Origin of the sequence: Paenibacillus sp. Y5S-9 (assembly GCF_036894235.1) — a bacterium.
In the GTDB taxonomy this organism is placed as follows: domain Bacteria; phylum Bacillota; class Bacilli; order Paenibacillales; family Paenibacillaceae; genus Paenibacillus.
Window position 1 is genome coordinate 6,681,131 of record NZ_CP145887.1, and the last position, 20,682, is coordinate 6,701,812.

General features: G+C 46.1%; 20 protein-coding genes. 6 read left to right on the forward strand and 14 right to left on the reverse strand.

Annotation, left to right across the window (positions count from 1 at the left end; genetic code table 11):
• Positions 1–141: 141 nt before the first annotated feature.
• From V6669_RS29325 to V6669_RS29340, 4 genes are all read right to left on the reverse strand, one after another.
• Positions 142–1,437 (reverse strand): glycosyltransferase, encoded by a 1,296-nt coding sequence (locus tag V6669_RS29325; RefSeq protein WP_036612238.1) that lies wholly within the window; start codon positions 1,435–1,437, stop codon positions 142–144.
• Positions 1,438–1,597: 160 nt separating this feature from the next.
• Positions 1,598–2,473: a diguanylate cyclase gene (locus tag V6669_RS29330; protein WP_338589329.1), complete on the reverse strand. Its 876-nt coding sequence runs from the start codon at positions 2,471–2,473 to the stop codon at positions 1,598–1,600.
• 112 nt (positions 2,474–2,585) lie between these two features.
• The gene (locus V6669_RS29335) at positions 2,586–3,695 is read right to left on the reverse strand and encodes a glycosyl hydrolase family 8 (protein ID WP_133386302.1); all 1,110 of its coding nucleotides are present in this window, start codon (positions 3,693–3,695) and stop codon (positions 2,586–2,588) included.
• 101 nt (positions 3,696–3,796) lie between these two features.
• Positions 3,797–4,237 carry a MarR family transcriptional regulator gene (locus tag V6669_RS29340; protein ID WP_076329280.1) on the reverse strand — a complete coding sequence of 147 codons (441 nt, stop codon included), beginning with the start codon at positions 4,235–4,237 and terminating at the stop codon, positions 3,797–3,799.
• A 212-nt stretch (positions 4,238–4,449) separates the two neighbouring features.
• Here V6669_RS29340 and V6669_RS29345 point away from each other — a divergent pair, with 212 nt between their 5' ends.
• Complete coding sequence (locus tag V6669_RS29345; protein ID WP_338589332.1) at positions 4,450–4,890, forward strand: GNAT family N-acetyltransferase; 441 nt, start codon at positions 4,450–4,452, stop codon at positions 4,888–4,890.
• 167 nt (positions 4,891–5,057) lie between these two features.
• Here V6669_RS29345 and rlmN read toward each other — a convergent pair whose 3' ends face one another.
• The 3 genes from rlmN to greA all read right to left on the reverse strand — a co-directional run bounded on the left by rlmN (position 5,058) and on the right by greA (position 8,446).
• Positions 5,058–6,152 (reverse strand): 23S rRNA (adenine(2503)-C(2))-methyltransferase RlmN, encoded by a 1,095-nt coding sequence (gene rlmN, locus V6669_RS29350; protein ID WP_338589334.1) that lies wholly within the window; start codon positions 6,150–6,152, stop codon positions 5,058–5,060.
• A 179-nt stretch (positions 6,153–6,331) separates the two neighbouring features.
• Entirely contained in the window at positions 6,332–7,687 is a 1,356-nt protein-coding gene (locus V6669_RS29355; RefSeq protein ID WP_091035609.1) for a sodium-dependent transporter, read from the reverse strand.
• A gap of 282 nt (positions 7,688–7,969) precedes the next feature.
• Positions 7,970–8,446, reverse strand: coding sequence for a transcription elongation factor GreA (gene greA / locus V6669_RS29360; protein WP_062836673.1), 477 nt, complete (start codon positions 8,444–8,446; stop codon positions 7,970–7,972).
• Between the two features lie 291 nt (positions 8,447–8,737).
• Here greA and V6669_RS29365 point away from each other — a divergent pair, with 291 nt between their 5' ends.
• Together V6669_RS29365 and V6669_RS29370 are read left to right on the forward strand one after the other, a co-directional pair.
• Positions 8,738–9,610 carry an arylamine N-acetyltransferase gene (locus V6669_RS29365; protein ID WP_338589340.1) on the forward strand — a complete coding sequence of 291 codons (873 nt, stop codon included), beginning with the start codon at positions 8,738–8,740 and terminating at the stop codon, positions 9,608–9,610.
• A 159-nt stretch (positions 9,611–9,769) separates the two neighbouring features.
• Complete coding sequence (locus tag V6669_RS29370) at positions 9,770–10,456, forward strand: 4'-phosphopantetheinyl transferase superfamily protein (RefSeq protein WP_338589342.1); 687 nt, start codon at positions 9,770–9,772, stop codon at positions 10,454–10,456.
• 175 nt (positions 10,457–10,631) lie between these two features.
• Here V6669_RS29370 and V6669_RS29375 read toward each other — a convergent pair whose 3' ends face one another.
• Both V6669_RS29375 and V6669_RS29380 read right to left on the reverse strand, forming a co-directional pair.
• Positions 10,632–11,378 (reverse strand): Bax inhibitor-1/YccA family protein, encoded by a 747-nt coding sequence (locus V6669_RS29375; protein ID WP_310339472.1) that lies wholly within the window; start codon positions 11,376–11,378, stop codon positions 10,632–10,634.
• Between the two features lie 207 nt (positions 11,379–11,585).
• On the reverse strand, positions 11,586–11,942 hold the full coding sequence (locus V6669_RS29380) for a nucleotide excision repair endonuclease (RefSeq protein ID WP_076320376.1): 357 nt from the start codon (positions 11,940–11,942) through the stop codon (positions 11,586–11,588).
• Positions 11,943–12,615: 673 nt separating this feature from the next.
• Here V6669_RS29380 and V6669_RS29385 point away from each other — a divergent pair.
• The 3 genes from V6669_RS29385 to V6669_RS29395 are packed head-to-tail and all read left to right on the forward strand — an operon-like array spanning position 12,616 to position 15,455.
• Positions 12,616–14,067 (forward strand): PLP-dependent aminotransferase family protein, encoded by a 1,452-nt coding sequence (locus tag V6669_RS29385; RefSeq protein WP_338589347.1) that lies wholly within the window; start codon positions 12,616–12,618, stop codon positions 14,065–14,067.
• Between the two features lie 12 nt (positions 14,068–14,079).
• Positions 14,080–15,000, forward strand: a complete 921-nt coding sequence (locus V6669_RS29390; protein WP_338589349.1) for a D-alanine--D-alanine ligase — start codon at positions 14,080–14,082, stop codon at positions 14,998–15,000.
• Positions 14,997–15,455 carry a GNAT family N-acetyltransferase gene (locus V6669_RS29395; protein ID WP_074092765.1) on the forward strand — a complete coding sequence of 153 codons (459 nt, stop codon included), beginning with the start codon at positions 14,997–14,999 and terminating at the stop codon, positions 15,453–15,455. Before V6669_RS29390 ends, V6669_RS29395 begins: the two co-directional genes overlap by 4 nt.
• A gap of 132 nt (positions 15,456–15,587) precedes the next feature.
• Here the strand turns inward: V6669_RS29395 and V6669_RS29400 are convergent, their stop codons facing one another.
• The 5 genes from V6669_RS29400 to V6669_RS29420 form a co-directional block, all read right to left on the reverse strand.
• Complete coding sequence (locus tag V6669_RS29400) at positions 15,588–16,373, reverse strand: glucose 1-dehydrogenase (RefSeq protein ID WP_338595086.1); 786 nt, start codon at positions 16,371–16,373, stop codon at positions 15,588–15,590.
• A gap of 144 nt (positions 16,374–16,517) precedes the next feature.
• The gene (locus V6669_RS29405; RefSeq protein WP_338589352.1) at positions 16,518–17,981 is read right to left on the reverse strand and encodes a GNAT family N-acetyltransferase; all 1,464 of its coding nucleotides are present in this window, start codon (positions 17,979–17,981) and stop codon (positions 16,518–16,520) included.
• Between the two features lie 243 nt (positions 17,982–18,224).
• Entirely contained in the window at positions 18,225–19,682 is a 1,458-nt protein-coding gene (locus tag V6669_RS29410; protein WP_338589354.1) for a copper amine oxidase N-terminal domain-containing protein, read from the reverse strand.
• 259 nt (positions 19,683–19,941) lie between these two features.
• Positions 19,942–20,070 (reverse strand): hypothetical protein, encoded by a 129-nt coding sequence (locus V6669_RS29415; protein ID WP_017691584.1) that lies wholly within the window; start codon positions 20,068–20,070, stop codon positions 19,942–19,944.
• A 135-nt stretch (positions 20,071–20,205) separates the two neighbouring features.
• Positions 20,206–20,673, reverse strand: coding sequence for a YfbM family protein (locus tag V6669_RS29420; RefSeq protein WP_338589357.1), 468 nt, complete (start codon positions 20,671–20,673; stop codon positions 20,206–20,208).
• Positions 20,674–20,682 lie beyond the last annotated feature (9 nt).

Sequence of the window (20,682 nt, forward strand, 5' to 3'; positions counted from 1 at the left end):
ACGCCTCCGTTTCCTTTATGCAACGTTCAATATGTACAGCCTGAAAGAGTATACATAATGCCAACCAATCTTTCCATAGTAAAAAAGACTGCCTTCTGAACGAATCCAGAAAACAGCCCTTCATTTATAAGTTGATGTTTCTCAGCCAAAACGCTGCGTTTTGTACCATTTGGTTTCTCTCCGGAATAGCTTATCTCCAATAAGCGAGATAAATGCTTTGACGGATATGACCAGAAATAACTGGGCATATGTGAAATAGGAGAGGCAGGCCACAATAAAATTCTGCGTATTGCTTTGCCCAATATCTGCTGAGAGTGCGAGATTAATTTGTAGTACATAAATGTAGTACATTAATGCCCATGCTATTACGAGATACACGTAAACATCCCCCGAGAACTGGAAGGGAGAAATGACATTCGGATTAAATAATGCAATAACCTGATACACTAGATTCGAGACAAAAATAATATCCGATACAATAATAGCGATCATAAACCAGAAATAACTTGCAGCATAGTACAGAACATGCAGTTTAATTCTCCAGCTAGTACGGTCAAATAAATGCTTCACATTGTCGATAACAACCTGGTAATTTCCCTTGGACCAGCGCTGGCGCTGTTTCATATATACCGATAATTGCTCAGGTTCCTGCTGGTAAGCCTCTGCTTGTGGCGCTAATGCAATAAGCTGACCCCGAGTAAGAATATCAAACGATACGGCCGTATCTTCCGTGATCGCATCAGGGTCCCATCCACCAATCTCACGGATCAGTGCTGCCTTGATAATATAGTTCGTACCAGGAATCGTGCCCAGTTTGAATAACTCCCATAACCCCGTATGGTGAACACGTTGGACCGTTACAAGTTCCAGATTAATGCAACGGGAGAGAAAATTCTGACCCCGATTACGAGCTTTGTTTCGACCAAATACAGCACCATACTTCTCCGGGTTTTCCAATGCTTTTTGTGTCAAAAACATCAATGCATTCCGCTCAGGCGCCGCATCTGCGTCATAGATACATATCCATTCTCCCCACGCCAGTTCAAGGCCATCATTCAATGCTCCCGACTTCCCACCTGTACCGGTACGCTCCAGAATGGTAAAGTCACGATCTGCATAACTCGTCTTGGCCTTGAGTTCCTTCAGGCGCTCTGCTGTATTATCTGTACAATTATCTGCAATAACAATAACTTGAACTTTATGCTCAGGGTAGTTCAGACGCAATATATGCTCAACGGTAGACACGATAACTACCCCTTCATTATGCGCAGGCACCATGACAGTCACAGTGGGGTAATCATCCATACTTTCAGGAATTTGAATTCCCTTTTTTTCTTGTTTGTTAATGAAACGAATAGCTCCAGCCATAATGACAATCGACTCGGTGACGGATATCCAAATACTGAGGATGGACATCAACAGCAGGAAATCAGCCATTCAATTTCCTCCGATCATATTTCCTGTTAATTTTCCCTCGAAAACGAAGAGTCGCAAAGGTTAATATAAGAATCGTAATGGCAAAGAAACTGCTAACTACAATACATAATGGAACAAACCATGTTAAATAATTCACAGAAATACTCCTCCCCCATAGCATCTAGATGTATTCACCAATGAGATCTGTCTCTGTGTTCCGTTCCAGTGCCGCAATAACAGCATCGATATCCTCATACTTACTGAATTGCTCCTTCTGGAATACCAGTGCACCCGATCGAATAACCGTCTGCAACTCATTTCCCTTTTTATCGATGATTTGCAGATCCATCATGGCTTTTTTGATCCGTTGTGTCAGGATGGGCAAGTACTCCACATTGGTCATTGGACAGATAATCACAAAACGTCCTCGATCCACAAAAAATTTATAATCCTCAAACCGAATCTGCTTCTGTATGGTAGTGGATAGTTCAAGAAGGAACTGTGCATAACGTACGGAACCGAGAGATTCCAGTACCAACGGCAAAAACTCGATCTTGAACATCGCCATGCTGAATCCATATTGCTCCGAATAACGTCTGGCTAGATTACTTTGCTTAACAAGCGTATCCGCAAGTGCATCCTTATTGCCCAGAGAGGTATCCAGATCAATCTCCGGATTACGCTCCTGAAGCTCCTGCAGACGCTCCATGACACGCGCATTGCGCACAAGACTTGCCTTGATGAACGCAGCCACGGCAACGTTGGCTGGAATGAGCAGCCACCAAGAGAACGTAAGTACACTTACATCCGCGTAGGTAACAAGCCATACAAAATAAGAGACCAGATAGATAAATCCGGCGACGACAGATACCCCGACAGGTATCACAAAACCCAGGATCAGCGCTGCAAGCGACACAATGCTAAACACCACATCCAGTGTAGTATAACTCTGATTCATATAAATCTTAAGATAGACAACGAGCTGCTGGATTACGGCTAATCCAATCAAACTCGCATATCCCCATGCAATACGAAGGATGGGTGCTTTATTCCTCATAGGTTTCTTCTCTCCAGTAGATTGGTTAGTGATATTTCGAGTAAACAATATATGACATGAATAGACAAATATTATGTTAACACATTGTTGAATATATTAAACGACATTTTTATTACTTTTTAAGTAACTTTTGTAATTCAGTCTCCCCAAGCAAAGGAAACAGGTTATCAAACATATGTGTGTTTCCACTAAATACATATCCGCCTGGATAACTGGCATCCAGACTACGCATGCTGATCATATGCTTATACAGCTGTTTCGCCCATTTTGGATCACCTGATTGAACCGCAAGCAGTATCGCGAGTCCATATACGGATGGAGATTGGTAAGATACCGCAGGTGTGCGAGTACTACGCTTATATTGTCCCGGCAGCTGATGACGGGTATTGAATTCTTTTTTCAAAAAAGCAATGAGCTTGTCCGGTTTGCGGCTGGTCGCAGTTAGATGGTTCGCTACGATCAGCTGATCAATCAGATTCACTGTGTCATCATATGTATACTCTTTCGTCCCCACATTGAATGTTTTCGGATAAAATATCCCGTCATCCGGCATACTCTTCAACATGGATTCGTACTTTGCATATGTGCCCGGCTCCAGCATCTCATGCTTCTCCATTAATTGGAGAGACGGTAGATCCACATAAACCAGGCTTAACATATCCGCGGAGTAACCGTTGCCAAAATCGTGAAAATCAACATAATATCCTTTATTCTGAACCGACTGCGTCAGTGTACGGGAAATATCCGAGGCCGTTGCCAGTTTGGCTTCTCTTCCCTGTTGCCATTGATCTGCTGCCTTTAATAAGGCACCTACAATTCGGAAATCATCACCGAGCGCGTTGGTGGTCACGTGAGATTTTCCCTCAGCATCCAGCTTCCAGGCAATATATTTTTGCGGCATGAGGAAATAGGTCGTCAGCAGCTCATAGCTTTGCTCAAATAACGCCTGATCGTTCTTGGCTACAGCATATTGCATCCAAAGACCAAGTGATTCAGATAAAACCTCTCTGCCTGCTACGATATCCGCTTTTTCGGATGTGGCATCCTGCAAATAGGACGCAAGTAAACCATTGGGATTGGTCATATGATCTTGGACAAAGGATACTGTAGGAGATAATTCATTCATCACGAACCGCTCCTTCATGAAAATAATGAACGCTGCTGCAATACTGACCACCAATATGACCAACCACGTTACTGTTTTCCGGTTCATTCTCTTCATGATTCCCTCCTGTACTTTTGCTATTGTGAGATAATGACTCTGCTCCTTGAGAACGGTTCGGCTAGGGTCTGGGATGTAGGGGTCAAGGATAGAGGTATTGTTCATTCTGAGGTATCCATGTAGGGTCGCCGTCCGCCCTTTTTGACAAATTTCCAGTCTACCTCGATGTTGTGGCGCATTCGGCGGAGAAGCTTAACCGTTGTCTCTATCTCTTCATCCGTAAAGCCGTCCAGCGTCACCTGGTCGGAATGCTCGCCCTCTTTACGAATGAATTCCCATGCTTTCAGGCCAGCTTCTGTCGGATATAACAACTTGTTCTTCTTATTGTCTATTGCCGACTGTTTGACAATAAATCCATCGGATTCGAGTTTGCTAATCGCTCTGGCCGCTGTCGTTCGATCTACTTTGATTAGTTCAGCCAGCTGGTTGGGAATAATGCCCGGATTCTCACATATGCGATAAAGATACAGATATTGGCCTCGGGACAAGTTCAGATGTTGAAATTCGACATTGCTGATCGAATCCAGACAGCGGGCAATCATGCCAATTTCACGCAACACTTCTTTTTTATCAGTCAATGCACTCACGCCCTTTTATAAAATTGTTGCATTCACAACATAAATAGTGATATAACTACAGTTAAATTGGATTAAATTTTAACCAAGATACTCACATGGAACGGCTGCAATGATTATGCTATATACCAGTTTATCATGCCCGGATATGATTACTATCGTCCAAAGGAGAAACATTCATGAATACAACGATTGTTGAAGTTACTAATCAGGAATTGCTCGATGCCTGCTTCGCCATTCGCACGGCTATTTTCGTCGAAGAACAAGGCGTACCCGCAGCGGATGAATTCGATGCTTATGATACATTAGGCGCGGAGGCGCGCCACATTCTGCTCTACGTAGACGGTGTGCCTGCTGCTTCCTCCAGACTGCGCATTGTGGAACAGATCGCCAAATTGGAACGGATCTGTGTCATGATTGATTACCGCAAACACGGCCTGGGCCGTGTGCTGATCGACAAGCTGGAGCAGATGGCTGTTGCCGAAGGACTTGAGAAAGCGAAGCTGCATGCACAGGTACAAGCTTCCGGGTTCTACGAACGTCTCGGATATGCACCCGCTTCGGAAGTATTTATGGAAGACGGCATCCCCCATCTGTTGATGACCAAAAAACTGAAATAATGAAACTCCAAAAAACGCCTCCGTTATCACTTCTCAGTGATATACAGAGGCGTTTTGCATTAAGACCAGGCAACGCATTCGCAACCCAACAACGGTAAATGGCACGTAGAGGCACCCATTAGAGCAACCAAGTATCCTAACTTTACTTGCCAGCTCCGCGTTGTATCTTATCCCAATGCCAGACGGTCTGGCTCAGATCCGGCAGCGTTGTTCTTCATTTGTTTACTGCGCAGCTGTCCGCAAGCGGCATCGATATCCGTACCATGTTCCATACGTACAGTGGAGTTGATGTTGTTCTTTTTGAGCGTATCATAGAAACCCAGAATCGATTCTTCTGTACTCCGTTGATACTGACTGTGCTCATCCACCGGGTTGTATGGGATCAGATTCACACTGACCATACTTCTGCGACTGGACAACAGTTCAGCGAGCTCCGCGGCATGCTCACGTTGATCGTTAACATCACGCAGGAGGATGTACTCAAACATGATACGTTTGTTCGTTGTAGCCAGATAATAATCCACAGCATCCATCAATTGCTCAATCGGGAAAGCCCGGTTGATCTTCATGATGTGCGTACGCAGTTCATTATTAGGTGCATGCAGAGAGATTGCCAGGTTAACCTGCAGACTGCTGTCTGCAAATTCCTTGATTTTATCCGGAAGGCCACTCGTGGACACAGTAATCCGTTTCGCCGCCAGCGCCAATCCTTTGCGATCCTTGATGACTTCGATGAAATCACTCATGTGTTGGAAGTTGTCGAATGGTTCGCCAATCCCCATCACAACGACGTTGGTTACCCGCTCGTCTTGACCCGCTGCATCCAGATGTCGCTGCACATGCATAATCTGTTCCACAATCTCGCCAGCGGTCAAGTCACGGCTCTTCTTGATCAGACCGCTCGCACAGAAGCTGCAACCAATGTTACAGCCCACTTGTGTGGTCACACAGACGGTAAGTCCGTACTTTTGCCGCATCAATACCGTCTCAATCAGGTTGCCGTCCTGCATCCGAAGCAGAAACTTCACGGTACCATCTGCCGATTCCTGCTTCACATGTTCGCTAAGAGAGTTCATTGTGAAGTACTCGGAGAGTACATCCAGACATTCTTGACGGACATCGGTCATTGCGGGGAAATCGTGTACACGCTCTTGATATAACCATTCCCAGATCCGGGATGCACGGGATTTTTTCTGCCCATGCTCCGGCAGCCAGGAACGTAATTGCTCTAATGTTAATCCATATATGGATGATTTGTTCATTGTATAATCCTCTTTTCGCAAAAAAGCATATGGCTTATCGGTCCTACCCAAAAAACCTCTACTCCGTATTGTCCCAAAATTGACGAGGGAAAACAAGGGCTTTTGCATTTATTCCAAGAGGTTTTATCCATGGTAAATCTGCACAACAGACCATATTTCACCCTATCGGGCCTTCACCATTAGAAGTGAATGATACCGGATGTGTGCAGTAGAACCAGCAGAACCAGGATCGGAGCTACGTAACGCAGCATGAACAGCCACACCCGGAACCATCCGGAACGCAGGCCGGAAGCTTCCGCAGCCGTTTTCCAGAAGTATCCGGCAAAAATCGTCACAAGCAATCCACCTACAGGCAGCAGGATGTTGGATGCTACAAAGTCCATCCAGTCGAACACACTCTTCGATCCAATCGTCCATTCAGGCTGCAAGCCGAGCGACAATACCGAAGGAAGTCCCACGATGAAGACCGCTAGCGAAATAACCCATACCGCACGACTGCGGCTCCAGGACAAACGTTCCATGAAATATTTCACCGGAACTTCCAGCAAGGATACTGCTGACGTCAATGCCGCAATAGCCAACAGGATGAAGAACAGTCCGCCAAACAAGAAGCCAAGTGGCATCGCCGAGAAGGCCGCCGGAAGTGCCACAAAGATCAGTGACGGTCCTTGGTCCGGTGCAATACCAAACGAGAATGTTGTTGGGAAGATGATCAGACCCGCAATGAATGCATAGATCAGGTCACCTGCACCAACGGCGACGGTTGCCGCACCGAGCGATTGGTTTTTATCCACATACGAACCGTAGGTTACAAGAATACCCATCCCCAGTGACAGGGAGAAGAAGGCATGTCCAAGCGCCACCAGTGCGGATTCCGTTGTAAGTTGTGAGAAGTCCGGATTCAGGAAGAAGGAAACCCCAGCTCCTGCACCCGGCAATGTAACTGCACGAATCATCAGGATAATGAGCAGTACCAACATCGCTGGAATCAGCACCTTGTTAAACTTCTCGATTCCGTTAGATACCCCTTTGGCAACAATCCAGCCTGTGATCAGAACTGAAACCAGTTGCCATACAATCGGCATATAACCGCCTATGAAGGAATTGAACTGTCCGGCATAATCCGGATTGTTGAACAATGTTCCACTGAATGACGTAATTGCATATTGCAAGGTCCAGCCTGCAATAATGACATAAAAAGACAGGATGATAAACGGCGTCAGTACTTGCAGCAATCCGGCTGCGAGCCAGCCCTTATGTCCACCTGCTTTGATAAAAGCAGTAGCTGCACTACCTCTGCCACTGCGACCAATCGCAAGTTCAGCCAAGAGCACTGGCAGACCGATGAGCAGCAAACAGACGATGAAGAGCAGGAAAAACGCAGCCCCTCCGTTCTCACCCGTAATGTACGGGAATTTCCACATGTTGCCCAGACCAACCGAACTACCAATGGCCGCCAGGATAAATCCAGCTTGGGAGAAACGTTCTCCTTTGCCAGCGTTGTCTTGATCTAGATTAGGCTTACTAAAATTCATCGTATCTACTCCATCACTTTAAAGTTTTCCCGTAATTATATACTACTCACCTTGTCAGGTCATTCGAAATTCGAAATTTGTCGAAATGTTATTTTTTTACATATAAAACACACGGAAATCATTGTCTTATAAGTTCCTTAAACACAGTATGTGATAAAGTCCGTTAGTCCAACCGTATGAAGTTTCATCAAATCCATATTTCCAAACGTTCAAGCCCAATAGAATCAAAAAGAGGTGTCCCCTCAGCCACTTGGATGACTGCGGAGCACCTCTCTTTTTAAATTACACTTTAATTTGAAGTAACTCGTACTTGATAACGCCCATCGGAGCATTGACATGAATGACGCTGCCCACTTCTTTGCCCATCAATTCCTTGCCCAGCGGGCTCTCGTACGAAATTTTATTATCCGCAACATCGGCCTCGGCAGGACCAACCACTTTATATTCAATCTTCTCGGCGAACTCAATGTCATTAAGCAACACCGTCGATCCAATGCTCACTTTGTTGGAGTCTATATTGTCTGAAGAGATGACTCTTGCTTTTGTCAACATCTTCTCCAAGATCAAAATCCGGGTCTCCATAAAGGCCTGATCATCTTTGGCTGAATGATACTCACTATTTTCCTTCAGGTCACCGTAACTGATGGCGAGTTTCAGACGCTCAGCCAGTTCCTTACGCTTCACCGTCTTCAAATCCCTCAGTTCGTCCTCCAGCTTTTCCAAGCCTTCCTGTGTCAAAATCACTTCATCATTAGCCATTTTTCCATCTCCTAATCCTGCTATCTATCTATATTCTAACCTATATCCACTCCAAAGGGTTAGCATACCCCAGAAAAAGAAATAGCTCATCCATATATTGTATTTCAATGACATCAAAACCATGTCCATCTCATGAGATGATTTTAAAGGCTATCCTATGAATTGTACCGTTACAATCAACTCAATTGATGATGTTGTTTTCACCCGTTGAATTTTACAATGAACTCAGGGCAGCAGAAGTTTTATAAAAATTTGGGCTGCAGCCCACCATATGACGTGAGGTGACTCTGAATGATTGAACTATTGAATACAGCTGAAATACAGACCTATCTGAAACGGATCGGCATTGATGATATAAAGGAACCTACACTGGAATTCTTATTTGAACTCCAGCGAGCACATGTCCAATATTTATCCTGGCAAACGGTCGATATTTTTGCAGGTCGTCCTGCGGGAATCGGTCTTCAAGATTCCATTCAGCTTATATTACAGGGACGCAGCGGCTACTGCTTTCATCTAAATGGTGCATTTAGTGTTCTTCTCCGCTCGCTGGGTTATACGGTTGATTGGCATCGCGGGGGAGTACAGCCTCATGGGGAACAACCCCGTGTGAACTCATTCCATCTCGGTCTATCTGTGCTTCTACCGGATGCTGACCCAACAGTTGAGCGCTGGATTGTAGATGTAGGTCTGGGCGGAATGCCCTTTGAACCTCTGCCACTTCGTTATGGAACCTATGGTTCAGCTCCGTTCACATACCAATTGATCCCTTCATCTGTTGCTAGTGGGGGATGGCGACTTGAGTACGAGCCGAATGGGCCAAGTGAAGGCGTCGACTATGCTCCCGAGGTAGTCCACGATCTGGAGGAGTTCATCCCCAAACATGAATTCTACAGTCGGGCTGCCGAATCACCTTGGCATAACGCATTTTTGCTTCGTCAGCGGGATAAGAATCGCAGTCATGAATTACGTGGATGTATGCTCCGAACTCATGATATCGAAGGAATCCGGAAAACGGAGATCCGGAATTATACCGAGTGGCGCAACGTATTAACTGAAATATTCCATGAACCCTTGGTGAATTACAGCGAACTGGAATGCCAAGAGATGTGGGAGCGAGTGCAGTCTGCGCATATAGAATGGAAACAAGCGCAAGAAGCATGAGATAAAGATGCATTACCTGAAATCTTAACATGAAAAGCGAGACAACCGGCTTACTTGTTAGGGGCATCCGTATAGTGATGATTTGGGAGGAAGAGTTGAAGGGACGTTCCATATAAAGGGAAGTTACTGAACTGCGCCGAATACGTATTCAGGTGATAAATGATGATAACTATTCGTGTGCTCCAAGTTCCAGAAGTATTGCCCGAGGCGTACTGGAACCACTTTTTGTCGCAAGTTTCTGCCGAGCGACGTGCTCAGGCTTCGCGTTTTGTGCGTCAGGCTGACGCGTATCGCTCCGTGCTGGGCGAGATATTGACTCGTGTATCTTTGAGCAAATTAACTGGACTGAGACCTGCTGAGCTTTCTTTTACCCGTAATTCCTACGGCAAACCTTCGCTCAATCACCATTCGGATGTACAATTCAACGTCTCCCATTCTGGTGATTGGATTGCTCTGATCTCTGGCAGTACAGATGAACTGGGCGTGGATGTGGAAAAAATAGCTCCAATTGACATGCAGATTGCAGAGCGTTTCTTCTCTCCTAAGGAGAGCCAGTTCTTGGCTGCCGAGCCTGACGATCGGCGGCTGGAAACCTTCTACCGTCTATGGACGCTGAAGGAAAGTTATATCAAGGCAGTCGGTATGGGCTTGTCCATACCACTGGACTCCTTCGCCATCCTACCTGATGAGCGGGAAGATTGGCATTGCAAACAGGCCGAGACTTATCTCTTTCTCAGTCAGCGATTGGATGAAGGACATATGCTTGCGGCATGTTCGGCTGGTGGAGAGCTGCCAAGCCAGCCCGAGATTATCACCTTGGAGGATCTGTATACAGAGTTGGTATAGAGTGGTACTGGGCTGAACTAGTTGGGATCAGTTGAGTTTTGTAAGAGGCTGGCATCAAGAAGCCCTGACTAAGGTTAATTAAAAAAAGCTAACGACGTGAGTATCACGCGTTAGCTTTTTGACTTTTTGACTTTACATTCACACTACGTTTACGTCTCTTACGAATCGAATAAGACTAATCCCGGCTCCGCAATTTGCCAAGCAGACGGATGATCTCAATGTACAGCCATACCAGTGTAACCATCAATCCAAATGCACCGTACCACTCCATGTACTTGGGCGCACCACGTTCAGCACCACCCTCGATGAAGTCGAAATCAAGGACCAGATTGAGGGCAGCCACAATCACGATAACGACCGAAATACCAATGCCAATCAAGCTGTTATCATGCAGGTAAGGAATCGAAATTCCGAAGAAACCAAGTACAAAGCTCAGCAGATACATGATCATGATACCGCCAGTTGCAGCCACGACCCCAAGCTTGAAGTTCTCCGTAGCTTTGATCAATCTGGTTTTGTATGCCATCAACAGAGCAATGAATACAGCCATGGTCAACAGGGCCGCCTGCAAGGTAATTCCGTTATACAGTGACTCATAGGTCGCCGAGAGTGCTCCCAGGAACAAACCTTCTGCCACAGCATAGACGGGTACCAGATAAGGTGCCGCTACTGGTTTGAACGAAATCACAAGTGCCAGAATGAAACCAACGATTAATCCGCCATAAGCAAGCGGCATCACTTGTTGTCCGTTAAAGAACATCATCCATGTTGCAAACGCACTGCCCAGCAGGATCACAAGCGTAATAAACGCTTTGTTAACCGTACCGTTGATCGTCATGTAATTCTGATACCGATCTTCTCCATATCCTCTGTTTTCAAACGTGCTGTCTTTAAGTGTAGGGTTACCGCTACGACCGATCAACACAATCACCTCTTCATATGTATTTGATATATCTGTGATACTAAATTTGGGCGTACTACGGTTCAATTCTACAAGCTACTCCCTCGAAAAGATCGGGATGGCACCAGAAGGAATCGGATGCAATCCTTCGATTACATCCGTACCCACTGGCGCAACATTTAGGACATATGTCCCAGACATTGCATGTTCATGTGCTTTTTAAGTGTCTTATTTGTACAAGACTTTATCTACATTGTATTTCGCACGCATCGTGTTGATGATATACGTCTCGTAAATTTCACGATCTACCGGATCTTCAACCAGGCATACTTCAATCTTCGTTACTTCTTCGCGGTGATTCTTAATTGGTGATACCGTGTCTTCAAAATGCTTTTTGATACGTGGTCTTAATTTACGTGCTTTCCCGACAAATAACAACTCTCCATCGGCATTGTAAAACATGAAAATCCCGCCTAGTTCCCGGGTAATCAGGTGAAAATCAGTAAATCCATAAATGTGGCTAAGCTGTGGATCAGCCTGCTTTGTGATGGTTACATCCGGTGTTGGCACGGTAATATTAATCAATAGGCTCACTTCCTCATTATCTATAGGTTTACATCCTATCACATATTATAAAGGGACACCATTTCAATCTATATGAAGTACAATTCACGCAATTTTCGCTATTACGACAAATATTTCAAAAAAAAGGTTAACTTCCCTGATTCAAAGTGGTACTATAGGGGTATGAGGAAGAAATTGGGCACTGAGACATACGTCTTTATATCTACCTCCGTCTATTGTACCCTATGATTGAATATCTTTTTCATGCTGAATTCTGTTACGTGATCACGACAAGAGTACAGTTAGCAAGAACCCTAGCTTATAGATTGTGGATTCATCATCTACTCGACCCTTGCAGCAAGCAAACCTAGAAAGACCTAGATTCATGATTCACTGTAGATTTTAAGTATCACCTAGAAAGCCTGCAATTATAGTCGTACTGAAGTTAATAGACACACGTAGAAGGTCAGATAGCTATCGATCCTAGAGAGACTAGTCATGCAATGCAACTGTAGAAATTATAGCAGCAGTACTATAGAAAATGGATCAAGTTTCACCACCAGGCCCCGGCATACTGCCAGGGCTTTTTTGCGTTTGTGCGAACAACCAACCACACGCTCAGGGAAACAGAGGTATCGTGGTTCTTTCTGCGGGGTTTATAATATGGCAAGATACCAGTAGAGGGAGTGATGGGATGTATTCCGATCTGCAACTGACGGAGGACCGCCCTGTATATATACAAGTCAAAGATTATATGAAGCGATTGATGCTCAAAGGCGGCCTGCAAGCCAAACAAAAACTGCCCTCGACCCGTGAACTCAGCACACTCATGAAGGTTAGTCGCAGTACGGTCCTGCTCGCTTATGCCGAGCTTGAAGATGAGGGACTGATCTATGCAGTCAAAGGCAAGGGCAATTACGTCAGTGCCTCCATCGAAACACCTGAGGCAGCAGCAAGCTGGAAACTGGACTGGACGACAGAGGTAAGCGAGTATGCCATTCAGGCAGAGCAGTACGATCTGATGAAGCATGGCTCCGGAGCAGAGCGCGGTGAAATATCGTTTACCAGCATAGCACCGGATGAAAAGCTGTTTGATCTGCACAACGTGAAACGGGCTTTTCTGGATCGCATGTCACTTGAAGGCGAAGTACTGCTGAATTACGGATATGCGCAAGGATACAGACCGCTGATGAACTATTTACTACGTTATATGGAGAACAAAGGTGTCGACCTCCGTGGCAAGGACATTCTGATCACCAACGGATTCACGGAAGGTTTCGATCTGGTGCTTGGAGCGTTGCGTAAAAAAAGCGGAAAAGCGCTCTGTGAGAATCCAACGCACCACACGGCGATCAAAAATCTAAAATTACACCAGTTCCACCTGACCGGTGTGAATATGGAGCCGGATGGCCTGGACTTGAAACAACTGGAACATGAACTTGAGGCAAGTCCATATGATCTGGCGTATCTTGTGCCCTCCTATCACAATCCAACCGGGATTGTGACGTCCCCTGCAAAACGGGTAGAGATCATCCGGTTGATGAACAAGTATCAGGTTCCCATCATTGAAGATGGATTCAACGAAGAATTGCGCTATTCCGGTTCCCATGTATCTCCCCTGATCGCCAGCATGGGCAAAGGCAATGCACTGGTGTATCTGGGCAGCTTCTCCAAAGTCCTGTTCCCAGGTCTGCGGGTAGGTTGGATTATTGCTGATGCGGCGCTGATTGATTATCTGGAGAGTATGAAACGGGCACGCAGCATCCATACCTCCACGCTGGATCAGTCGTTATTGTATCAATATTTGAGCAACGGTAATTTCGAAAAATATCTGAAGCGAGCTCGCACGGAGTATAAGCGAAAATATGAATTGGTTGTGCGTTGCCTGAAGCAGCATCTGCCAATGTGCTGGATTTCCGGTGCGGGTGGGCTGCATCTGTTCGTGCAGTTCCCGTCCGAATACAGAACCCGTGAACTGCTGGCCGCCTGTAAAGTGAAAGGTGTAACGTTCACACCTGGGGATACCTTTTATCTGGAAACCGGTCAGGGTGTAAACACGATGCGTCTGGGTTTCTCCAGAGTCAGCGATGAAAATATACGTAAAGGCATTCGCATCATTGGCGAGACAGCAGCTCAAATGAGATAAGGAGGATTTCACATGAAAGTTGGCGTGATTATGGGCGGTACATCTTCAGAGCGGGATATTTCCCTGCTCACCGGACAGGAGATGATTGCAAACCTGAATAGAGACAAATACGAGGTTGTACCCATTGAGCTGAATACCAAGCGCGATCTAATCGACAAGTCAGCGGGGATCGATGTGGCACTGCTTGCCCTGCATGGCAAATACGGCGAAGACGGTACGGTTCAAGGCACACTGGAATCCCTGGGTATTCCCTACACAGGTTGTGGCGTGCTTGCGAGCAGTGTATGCATGGATAAAGACATGTCCAAACAACTCATGCAGCATGCAGGTGTGCTTACCGGAGAATGGCTGCGAGTGAGTCATATCGAGGAACTGTCCTCTATTGCTGTTCAACAATTAACGTACCCCGTGGTGGTCAAACCCAATTCAGGCGGTTCCAGCATCGGTACCCAAGTGGTGAAGGAAGCTTCCGCCCTGTCCGCTGCTGTAGAGGCTGCCCTTGCCTGGGATGACACGGTCATGATTGAACAGTATATCGAAGGTGAAGAGATTACCTGTGCCATTCTGGATGGTAAGATGCTGCCGGTGATCTCCATTCGTTCGAACGCGGAGTTTTTCGATTATTCGTCCAAATACGATGACCACGGAGCCGATGAGCAGGTTGTGCAATTGCCTTTGGACCTTCACAATCGCGTTGAAGCCGCGGCCTTGGCCTGTTATCAGGTGCTCAAATGCAGTGTTTACGCGCGCGTGGATATGATGATTCGGGAAGGCTTGCCGTATGTGCTTGAAGTGAACACGCTGCCGGGTCTTACCCGTAACAGTCTGCTGCCCAAAAGTGCAGCCGCGGCAGGCATTTCTTTTGCAGAGCTACTGGATACCATTATTGAACTTTCATTGAAGGAAAGACCCAAGGAGGATACAACATTATGAGCCTGGATGTGACGATTAGACATAGCTCCACTACAGATCTGCAGGATATGGTCATTCTGATGGACCAACTTGGTTATCCCACCACGTACGCCGAGATGGAAGAGCGCTATACCCATATCTCTGCGGACGCAAACTTTACTACACTGGTTGCTGAAGCACGCGGACGCGTAGTTGGACTGATCGGATTACAGACGTCTTATCTGTATGAAAAGAACGGAAGACACTGCCGTATCTTGGCATTGGTTGTGCACGACCAATTCAGAGGCTCAGGCATCGGCCGTCAGCTCATTCTTGAAGCTGAGCAATGGGCAGCCACGCATAACGTGGATTCCTTGTCTCTGAACAGTGGTAATCGCCCAGAACGTGAAGCTGCACATGAATTCTATCGCCAGATGGGCTTTATAGCCGGGAGTACCGGGTTTAGCAAAAAGCCGCAGATTCTACAGCACACTTAACCTGCCGGATACAGGATACGCCCTCTTGAATATCAAACCCAAAAAAGAACGCCCCAATCCGCATCTTGGCGAAAAAGGGCGTTCTTCAGTATATATCTATGTCGCATTGATGTGCTGTTGATGATTATGGGATCAATATTTGGCTGACTGCGCACCATCAATCGGAATAATGGCTCCATTGATAAATGGTGCTTCGCCGGACAGCAGGAAGGCAACGAGGCGCCCTACTTCCTTCGGTTCACCCAAGCGTTTCGCCGGGTTGTCCTTCACGAACTCTTTGGATGCTGACTCCCAGTCATTCGGATTGATCTGTTTGAACGAGCCGATAACCATATCTGTCAGAATGGCTCCGGGTGCAATTGCATTAACGCTGATCCCATGCTCGGCGTATTCAATCGCTGCATCTTTGGTCATGCCGGCCACGGCATGTTTGCTCGCTCCGTAGGCAATCTGGTTTGGCACGGCGCGAATGCCACCGACAGAGGACGTATTCACAACGTAGCCTTCGCCCTGTTTTTTCATTACAGGCAGGACATGTTTCAACCCGTAAAATACACCCTTCAGGTTGATATCGATAACTTTATCAAACATTTCTGTCTCGTAGTTCTCGATCAGGTTTTGCTTGCCTTCAATGCCTGCATTGTTGAAAAATGCATCGATACGTCCGAACTCATTGACCGTATCGCTAACATACTTCTTCACAGCTTCTTCGTTGGCTACGTCACCTTCAATTAGCAGAAACTCGGCATGCTGTACCTCTTCCGAGATCACACGTTTGGTCTCTTCCAGCGCCTTCATGTTCACATCCACCAGGGCAAGCTTAGCCCCTTCACGTGCAACTTCCACAGCAGCTGATCGTCCAATACCGGAGCCACCACCTGTAATCAGGACCACTTTACCCGCAAATCGTTCAGTCATCATTCATAGACCTCCCTTTGCTGTTTTGGACATCTTCCATAGATAAATACCCGTTTCCTCAATTATTCTAATCAAACGAGAATCTGTTACAGCCAGCATCTCAACCGGATTAGTATGCTTCCGTATTCGCCCTGGCATTCGTCCTCAGGACTTCATAGCCTCATAGGCTGCAAGTAATTCCTCTACTTCTACTCCGTTGATCTTCATCCCGGTCACTTGACATTGTTCCAACTGAACTCCAGATAGATCGCAATCGATAAAACGACTTCCCCCAAGATCACAATGCGCCCACTGCATAGGTACACGGTCAGATCCAAGGTGTGTGTCCTGGAATTGAACGCCATCCAAAGCACAGAATTCAATCTTGCTGTCGGTTAGGCGCAAATCAGCTAGCAATATATTCGTCATATTTAAATTGGTAAATTTGCTTCCACTCAGGTTGCAGTCAGTGATCCGACTATTGGTCAGATTACTGGTACTGTAACGAACCGAGTCCAGATTAGCTTTAACATATTCAACCACCGACTCACCCGAGTCCTTGGCTAATGTCTCATCACATATTGGATCAAAAGAATCAACGGACATGTTCTTCTCATATACAAACTCATCCTCAGATGCATAGATACAAACATATCCCATTTTTTCGTAAAAATGATGATTATCCAGCTGCCGACCTGAGGTCTCCAGCTTCCAGGTTTCAATCTGCGGAAATTCAGCCTCAATAAGCCTCATGACTTGAGTTCCCACGCCACGGCTCTGGCATACGGGGTCAATATAGATCTTATCGATCCTGGCATGTTTTTGTCCAAGCACGTTAACACTCACTCCACCAATGGCACATCCATCTGATTCCACAACATAATAATCCCATTCACGGATCACGTAACGATGCATGCGAACTGACGAATAATCAGGTGGGCATAGATTGCTATCGATATCTTTCTCGTTATCCGCCCAGACTTTTATGACATGATCAAAAGCACGAGTGCAAATCTCTGTAAGCACAACAGCATCTTCCTGCTGTGCTCGTCTTAAGCGAACTGTGCAATGCATCTGCTTCAATTGCGCTGGTTCGGACTTTACTTTGAGCAGTTCAAAATAATCATAGCACTCCTGGTCCATAAGCATTCTGCGAGAGATATAACGAAAACCTGTATGCTCCAGAACTTTGCGTGACGGCTGGTTGTACGGCTTCACAATGCCCACGATTCGATCCAGCAAGGTATGCTCAAATACATATGCTGTTAGCGCCTGCACAGCCTCTGTGATGTATCCTTTATTCCGGTAATCCCGTGAGATGGCGTAAGCCACTTCACGGTCAGCCCGATCCAGCAGGTCATTTGGAAACACACCACACCAACCAATGATACGCTGATCTTTATTGTGTACAACGGCAAGCAGGATGCGTACATCTTCCGGGTTGAACTGTTCGTAACTGCCAACGACAAACTGTAAGAATTCGCGCAACTGCTCCTCGGTCATCTTCCAATCGGGTAGCATATTGGTGATTTCAGGTTGTTGGGTTAATGCATACACGGTAGCCTGATCTTCAAGCGTAAATGGACGCAACGTAACGGAGTTTGAATGGATGAACAATTGACTTTTCATATACAACACCTCTGGGGATTTATTTAGGATGACACAACAAAGAGGAGCACCTCCAATAGAGGCACTCCCCGATCCGTTTCATCATTTCAGAAACGCCGAAGCTCCTCGTAATGGGTTAAAAGGACACACGTATCCCGTTCATGGTCTAACGGAATTTTTGCGGTGTTCTTTTCACGATCATTACGAGAAATCTGGCATACTCTGAAATCCCCTCTCATGCTAAGGACTACTTCAACGTCTCACTTAAGGACGGTCAATATAAATCCAGCCTGTTTCTTGTTCCTTATCTACAGTAGCTCCAAGGGATTCAGCCATAAAGCGCAGCGGCACATAAGTCTTGCCGTCCTTGCCCACATAGGCGGATTCCACCATGGTTACTTCTTTACCAGCAACGGTTGCCTTCTTGGAACCTACGGTCAGGACAATCTCGTCACCAGTGATGTCGTCAATGACAACGATTTGGTTTGAACCTTTGGTCCATTTCACTTCAGCATCCAATTCCTCAGACACGTAGCGAAGCGGAACAAATGTTGTATTCTTAACCGTGATCGCCCCAGCGTATTCATCATCCGGGAAGAGCACTACACTTTTACTCGTGATCCCAGCTTCATCTTTCAGCAATTGGTATGCCAGTGAATTGGAATCAAAATTGCGCAGCATCTGTCCAGGCGTAATATCATCCTTAATCAGATCCATAACGCCGCCTGATACATCCACTTCATCCACTGCAACCGTTCCACCGATATTCCACTGTTCACTGTCTCCACTTACGGTTACGGAGTTCACCGGCAGATCTTCGGAAGCCGGCAACGCTACTTTCAGTTCAAAGTTTTGCTTGCGAATATCCAGCTTGCTGTCGAGATAGAAATCCAATTTCAGTGTGGTACCTGTGCCAAATACCGTTTTGAATTCAGGGGTCTCATTCAACAGGTTGTTCAGCTCCTGATCATAATTGACCAGCATACTGTCCAGTCCTACTTTGATGATGGCATATAGTGACGCAACGGCTTCATCTTTCGATTCAGGAACGATCGAATTCAGCGTGTCGTCTCCCCCACCTTCTACCTCATTCACTGCTTCCAGTACAGGGTAGAACACATCGTACAGATCGCCAATCAGGTCTTTCAGTCCTTGCTCATCCTTCGAGATACTCGTCAGGAATGGTTTAACCATAGCAAGCATCTCTTCACCACTAACTTCCAGATGCAGCTTGGAGAGGCTAAGCGCTTCGCCATTCACGGATTCCTGTACCGGTGTTACGGAGATGTTCTTCGGATTGGACAGATGCTTCAGGACAAAAGAGAACAGTTTCGGGGAAATTTCCTCGAGTTGCTTCTCCAGAGCCTTCGTATCTACCATTGGAAGAGCCTGTGCATCTTGGAGCGTATCCAGAGATATGTACAGCGGTTTCTGGGCTCCGTCCAGATCAATGACCAATTGGGACTCATTCATGGACAGGTGGAAAGGTAATTTCGTTCCCTCCATGCTCAGTGTACCTTTGATCGATGCTGTCTTCGCATCTTTCATTTTGGCTTGATCAATATCCAGGGATATGGAATTAATGAGTTCGATCATTTCAAGGTCTTTTTCTGTAGCAAATTCCTTAGCCGGTTCTATGTTTATATTCATGGATTGTCTGGATTCACCGGACTTGATACTCGCGCCATTGGCCATTGCTTTGCCAACGTCTACTCCACCCACAGCCTGACATCCTGTAAGAACAACCATTAAAAGTACTAGTGGCACTGCCATCCATTGGACTAACTTCCGATTCGTAATATGAACTCCTCCTTAGAAAAATATGGTTCATTTCCATTATGAAGGTATAGGTAATTCTTGTAAACGGATACGCAAAAAAATAAACCAAAAGGCCGGAACATGTCCGACCTCTGGTCTATCTATATTTCAGCATATCGTATGTTTCGATAAAACATCCTGCTTCATTATGCAATGCTGGGAGTTATTCTTGCTCCTGATCTTCTGCGAGTTTCTCATCCGTTTCTTCATCTTCCGCAGTTGCGGGAGTCTCGAATTGATCCGGCTCGTCCTCTTGAATCGCTTTGTTCTCTTCGTTCTGATCCTGTGTCATATCGCATTCCCTCTCTTCTACCGGATTGTCATGTATCAAGGCCTGAGCCTTGTGTCTATCAATAACCCGAATAAGCGTAGTTCAAACCTGCCTCAATATCGGCATGACATTTTCCATCATAATTTTAGTGCTCATTTAGAAAACATAAAAAATGATGCCGTTCCCACTTGCAGCCGTGGCCTGAAACAAGGCCTGGACATCATCCACAGTCTGAACGATCTCCTGAAATGTCTCTTCCTCATCCCAATCTTCCATGACAGGATAGACCCCTTCAGCGATCATCCGGTCCAGACTATACCGCTGCTTCAATTCCTCCGGTGTGAGCTGCTCCAATGCCATGTAGGCTTCCAGCACCTGCTCATTACTGAGCAAGAAGAGATCCATATCCGAATAGTTTCCCAAGTACTGCTCACCTGCTAGAGGCACCACATAGCCCAGGGGCGGCTCCCCTTCTAACAAGTTACCGTTCAGCGTGAATTGAAGCATCTGCCACGTTTTATCAATATCCAGATCCACTGCACAATCATGCACACTAATCTCACCTGACTTGATGGATTCAACTAACTCCTTCGTTACCACAAGATATCTGCCGGACATTCCCATACCGCTACC

Excerpts from the sequence above, each read along its gene's own strand:
- V6669_RS29335 (WP_133386302.1), bottom strand. The coding sequence starts at position 3,695 with ATGAAGAGAATGAACCGGAAAACAGTAACGTGGTTGGTCATATTGGTG.
- V6669_RS29330 (WP_338589329.1), bottom strand. The coding sequence starts at position 2,473 with ATGAGGAATAAAGCACCCATCCTTCGTATTGCATGGGGATATGCGAGT.
- V6669_RS29325 (WP_036612238.1), bottom strand. The coding sequence starts at position 1,437 with ATGGCTGATTTCCTGCTGTTGATGTCCATCCTCAGTATTTGGATATCC.
- V6669_RS29355 (WP_091035609.1), bottom strand. The coding sequence starts at position 7,687 with ATGAATTTTAGTAAGCCTAATCTAGATCAAGACAACGCTGGCAAAGGA.
- V6669_RS29365 (WP_338589340.1), top strand. The coding sequence starts at position 8,738 with ATGATTGAACTATTGAATACAGCTGAAATACAGACCTATCTGAAACGG.
- V6669_RS29400 (WP_338595086.1), bottom strand. The coding sequence starts at position 16,373 with ATGACTGAACGATTTGCGGGTAAAGTGGTCCTGATTACAGGTGGTGGC.
- V6669_RS29405 (WP_338589352.1), bottom strand. The coding sequence starts at position 17,981 with ATGAAAAGTCAATTGTTCATCCATTCAAACTCCGTTACGTTGCGTCCA.
- V6669_RS29415 (WP_017691584.1), bottom strand. The coding sequence starts at position 20,070 with ATGACACAGGATCAGAACGAAGAGAACAAAGCGATTCAAGAGGACGAG.
- V6669_RS29420 (WP_338589357.1), bottom strand. The coding sequence starts at position 20,673 with ATGGGAATGTCCGGCAGATATCTTGTGGTAACGAAGGAGTTAGTTGAA.
- rlmN (WP_338589334.1), bottom strand. The coding sequence starts at position 6,152 with ATGAACAAATCATCCATATATGGATTAACATTAGAGCAATTACGTTCC.
- V6669_RS29370 (WP_338589342.1), top strand. The coding sequence starts at position 9,770 with ATGATGATAACTATTCGTGTGCTCCAAGTTCCAGAAGTATTGCCCGAG.
- V6669_RS29340 (WP_076329280.1), bottom strand. The coding sequence starts at position 4,237 with ATGATTGCCCGCTGTCTGGATTCGATCAGCAATGTCGAATTTCAACAT.
- V6669_RS29390 (WP_338589349.1), top strand. The coding sequence starts at position 14,080 with ATGAAAGTTGGCGTGATTATGGGCGGTACATCTTCAGAGCGGGATATT.
- V6669_RS29395 (WP_074092765.1), top strand. The coding sequence starts at position 14,997 with ATGAGCCTGGATGTGACGATTAGACATAGCTCCACTACAGATCTGCAG.
- greA (WP_062836673.1), bottom strand. The coding sequence starts at position 8,446 with ATGGCTAATGATGAAGTGATTTTGACACAGGAAGGCTTGGAAAAGCTG.
- V6669_RS29385 (WP_338589347.1), top strand. The coding sequence starts at position 12,616 with ATGTATTCCGATCTGCAACTGACGGAGGACCGCCCTGTATATATACAA.
- V6669_RS29345 (WP_338589332.1), top strand. The coding sequence starts at position 4,450 with ATGAATACAACGATTGTTGAAGTTACTAATCAGGAATTGCTCGATGCC.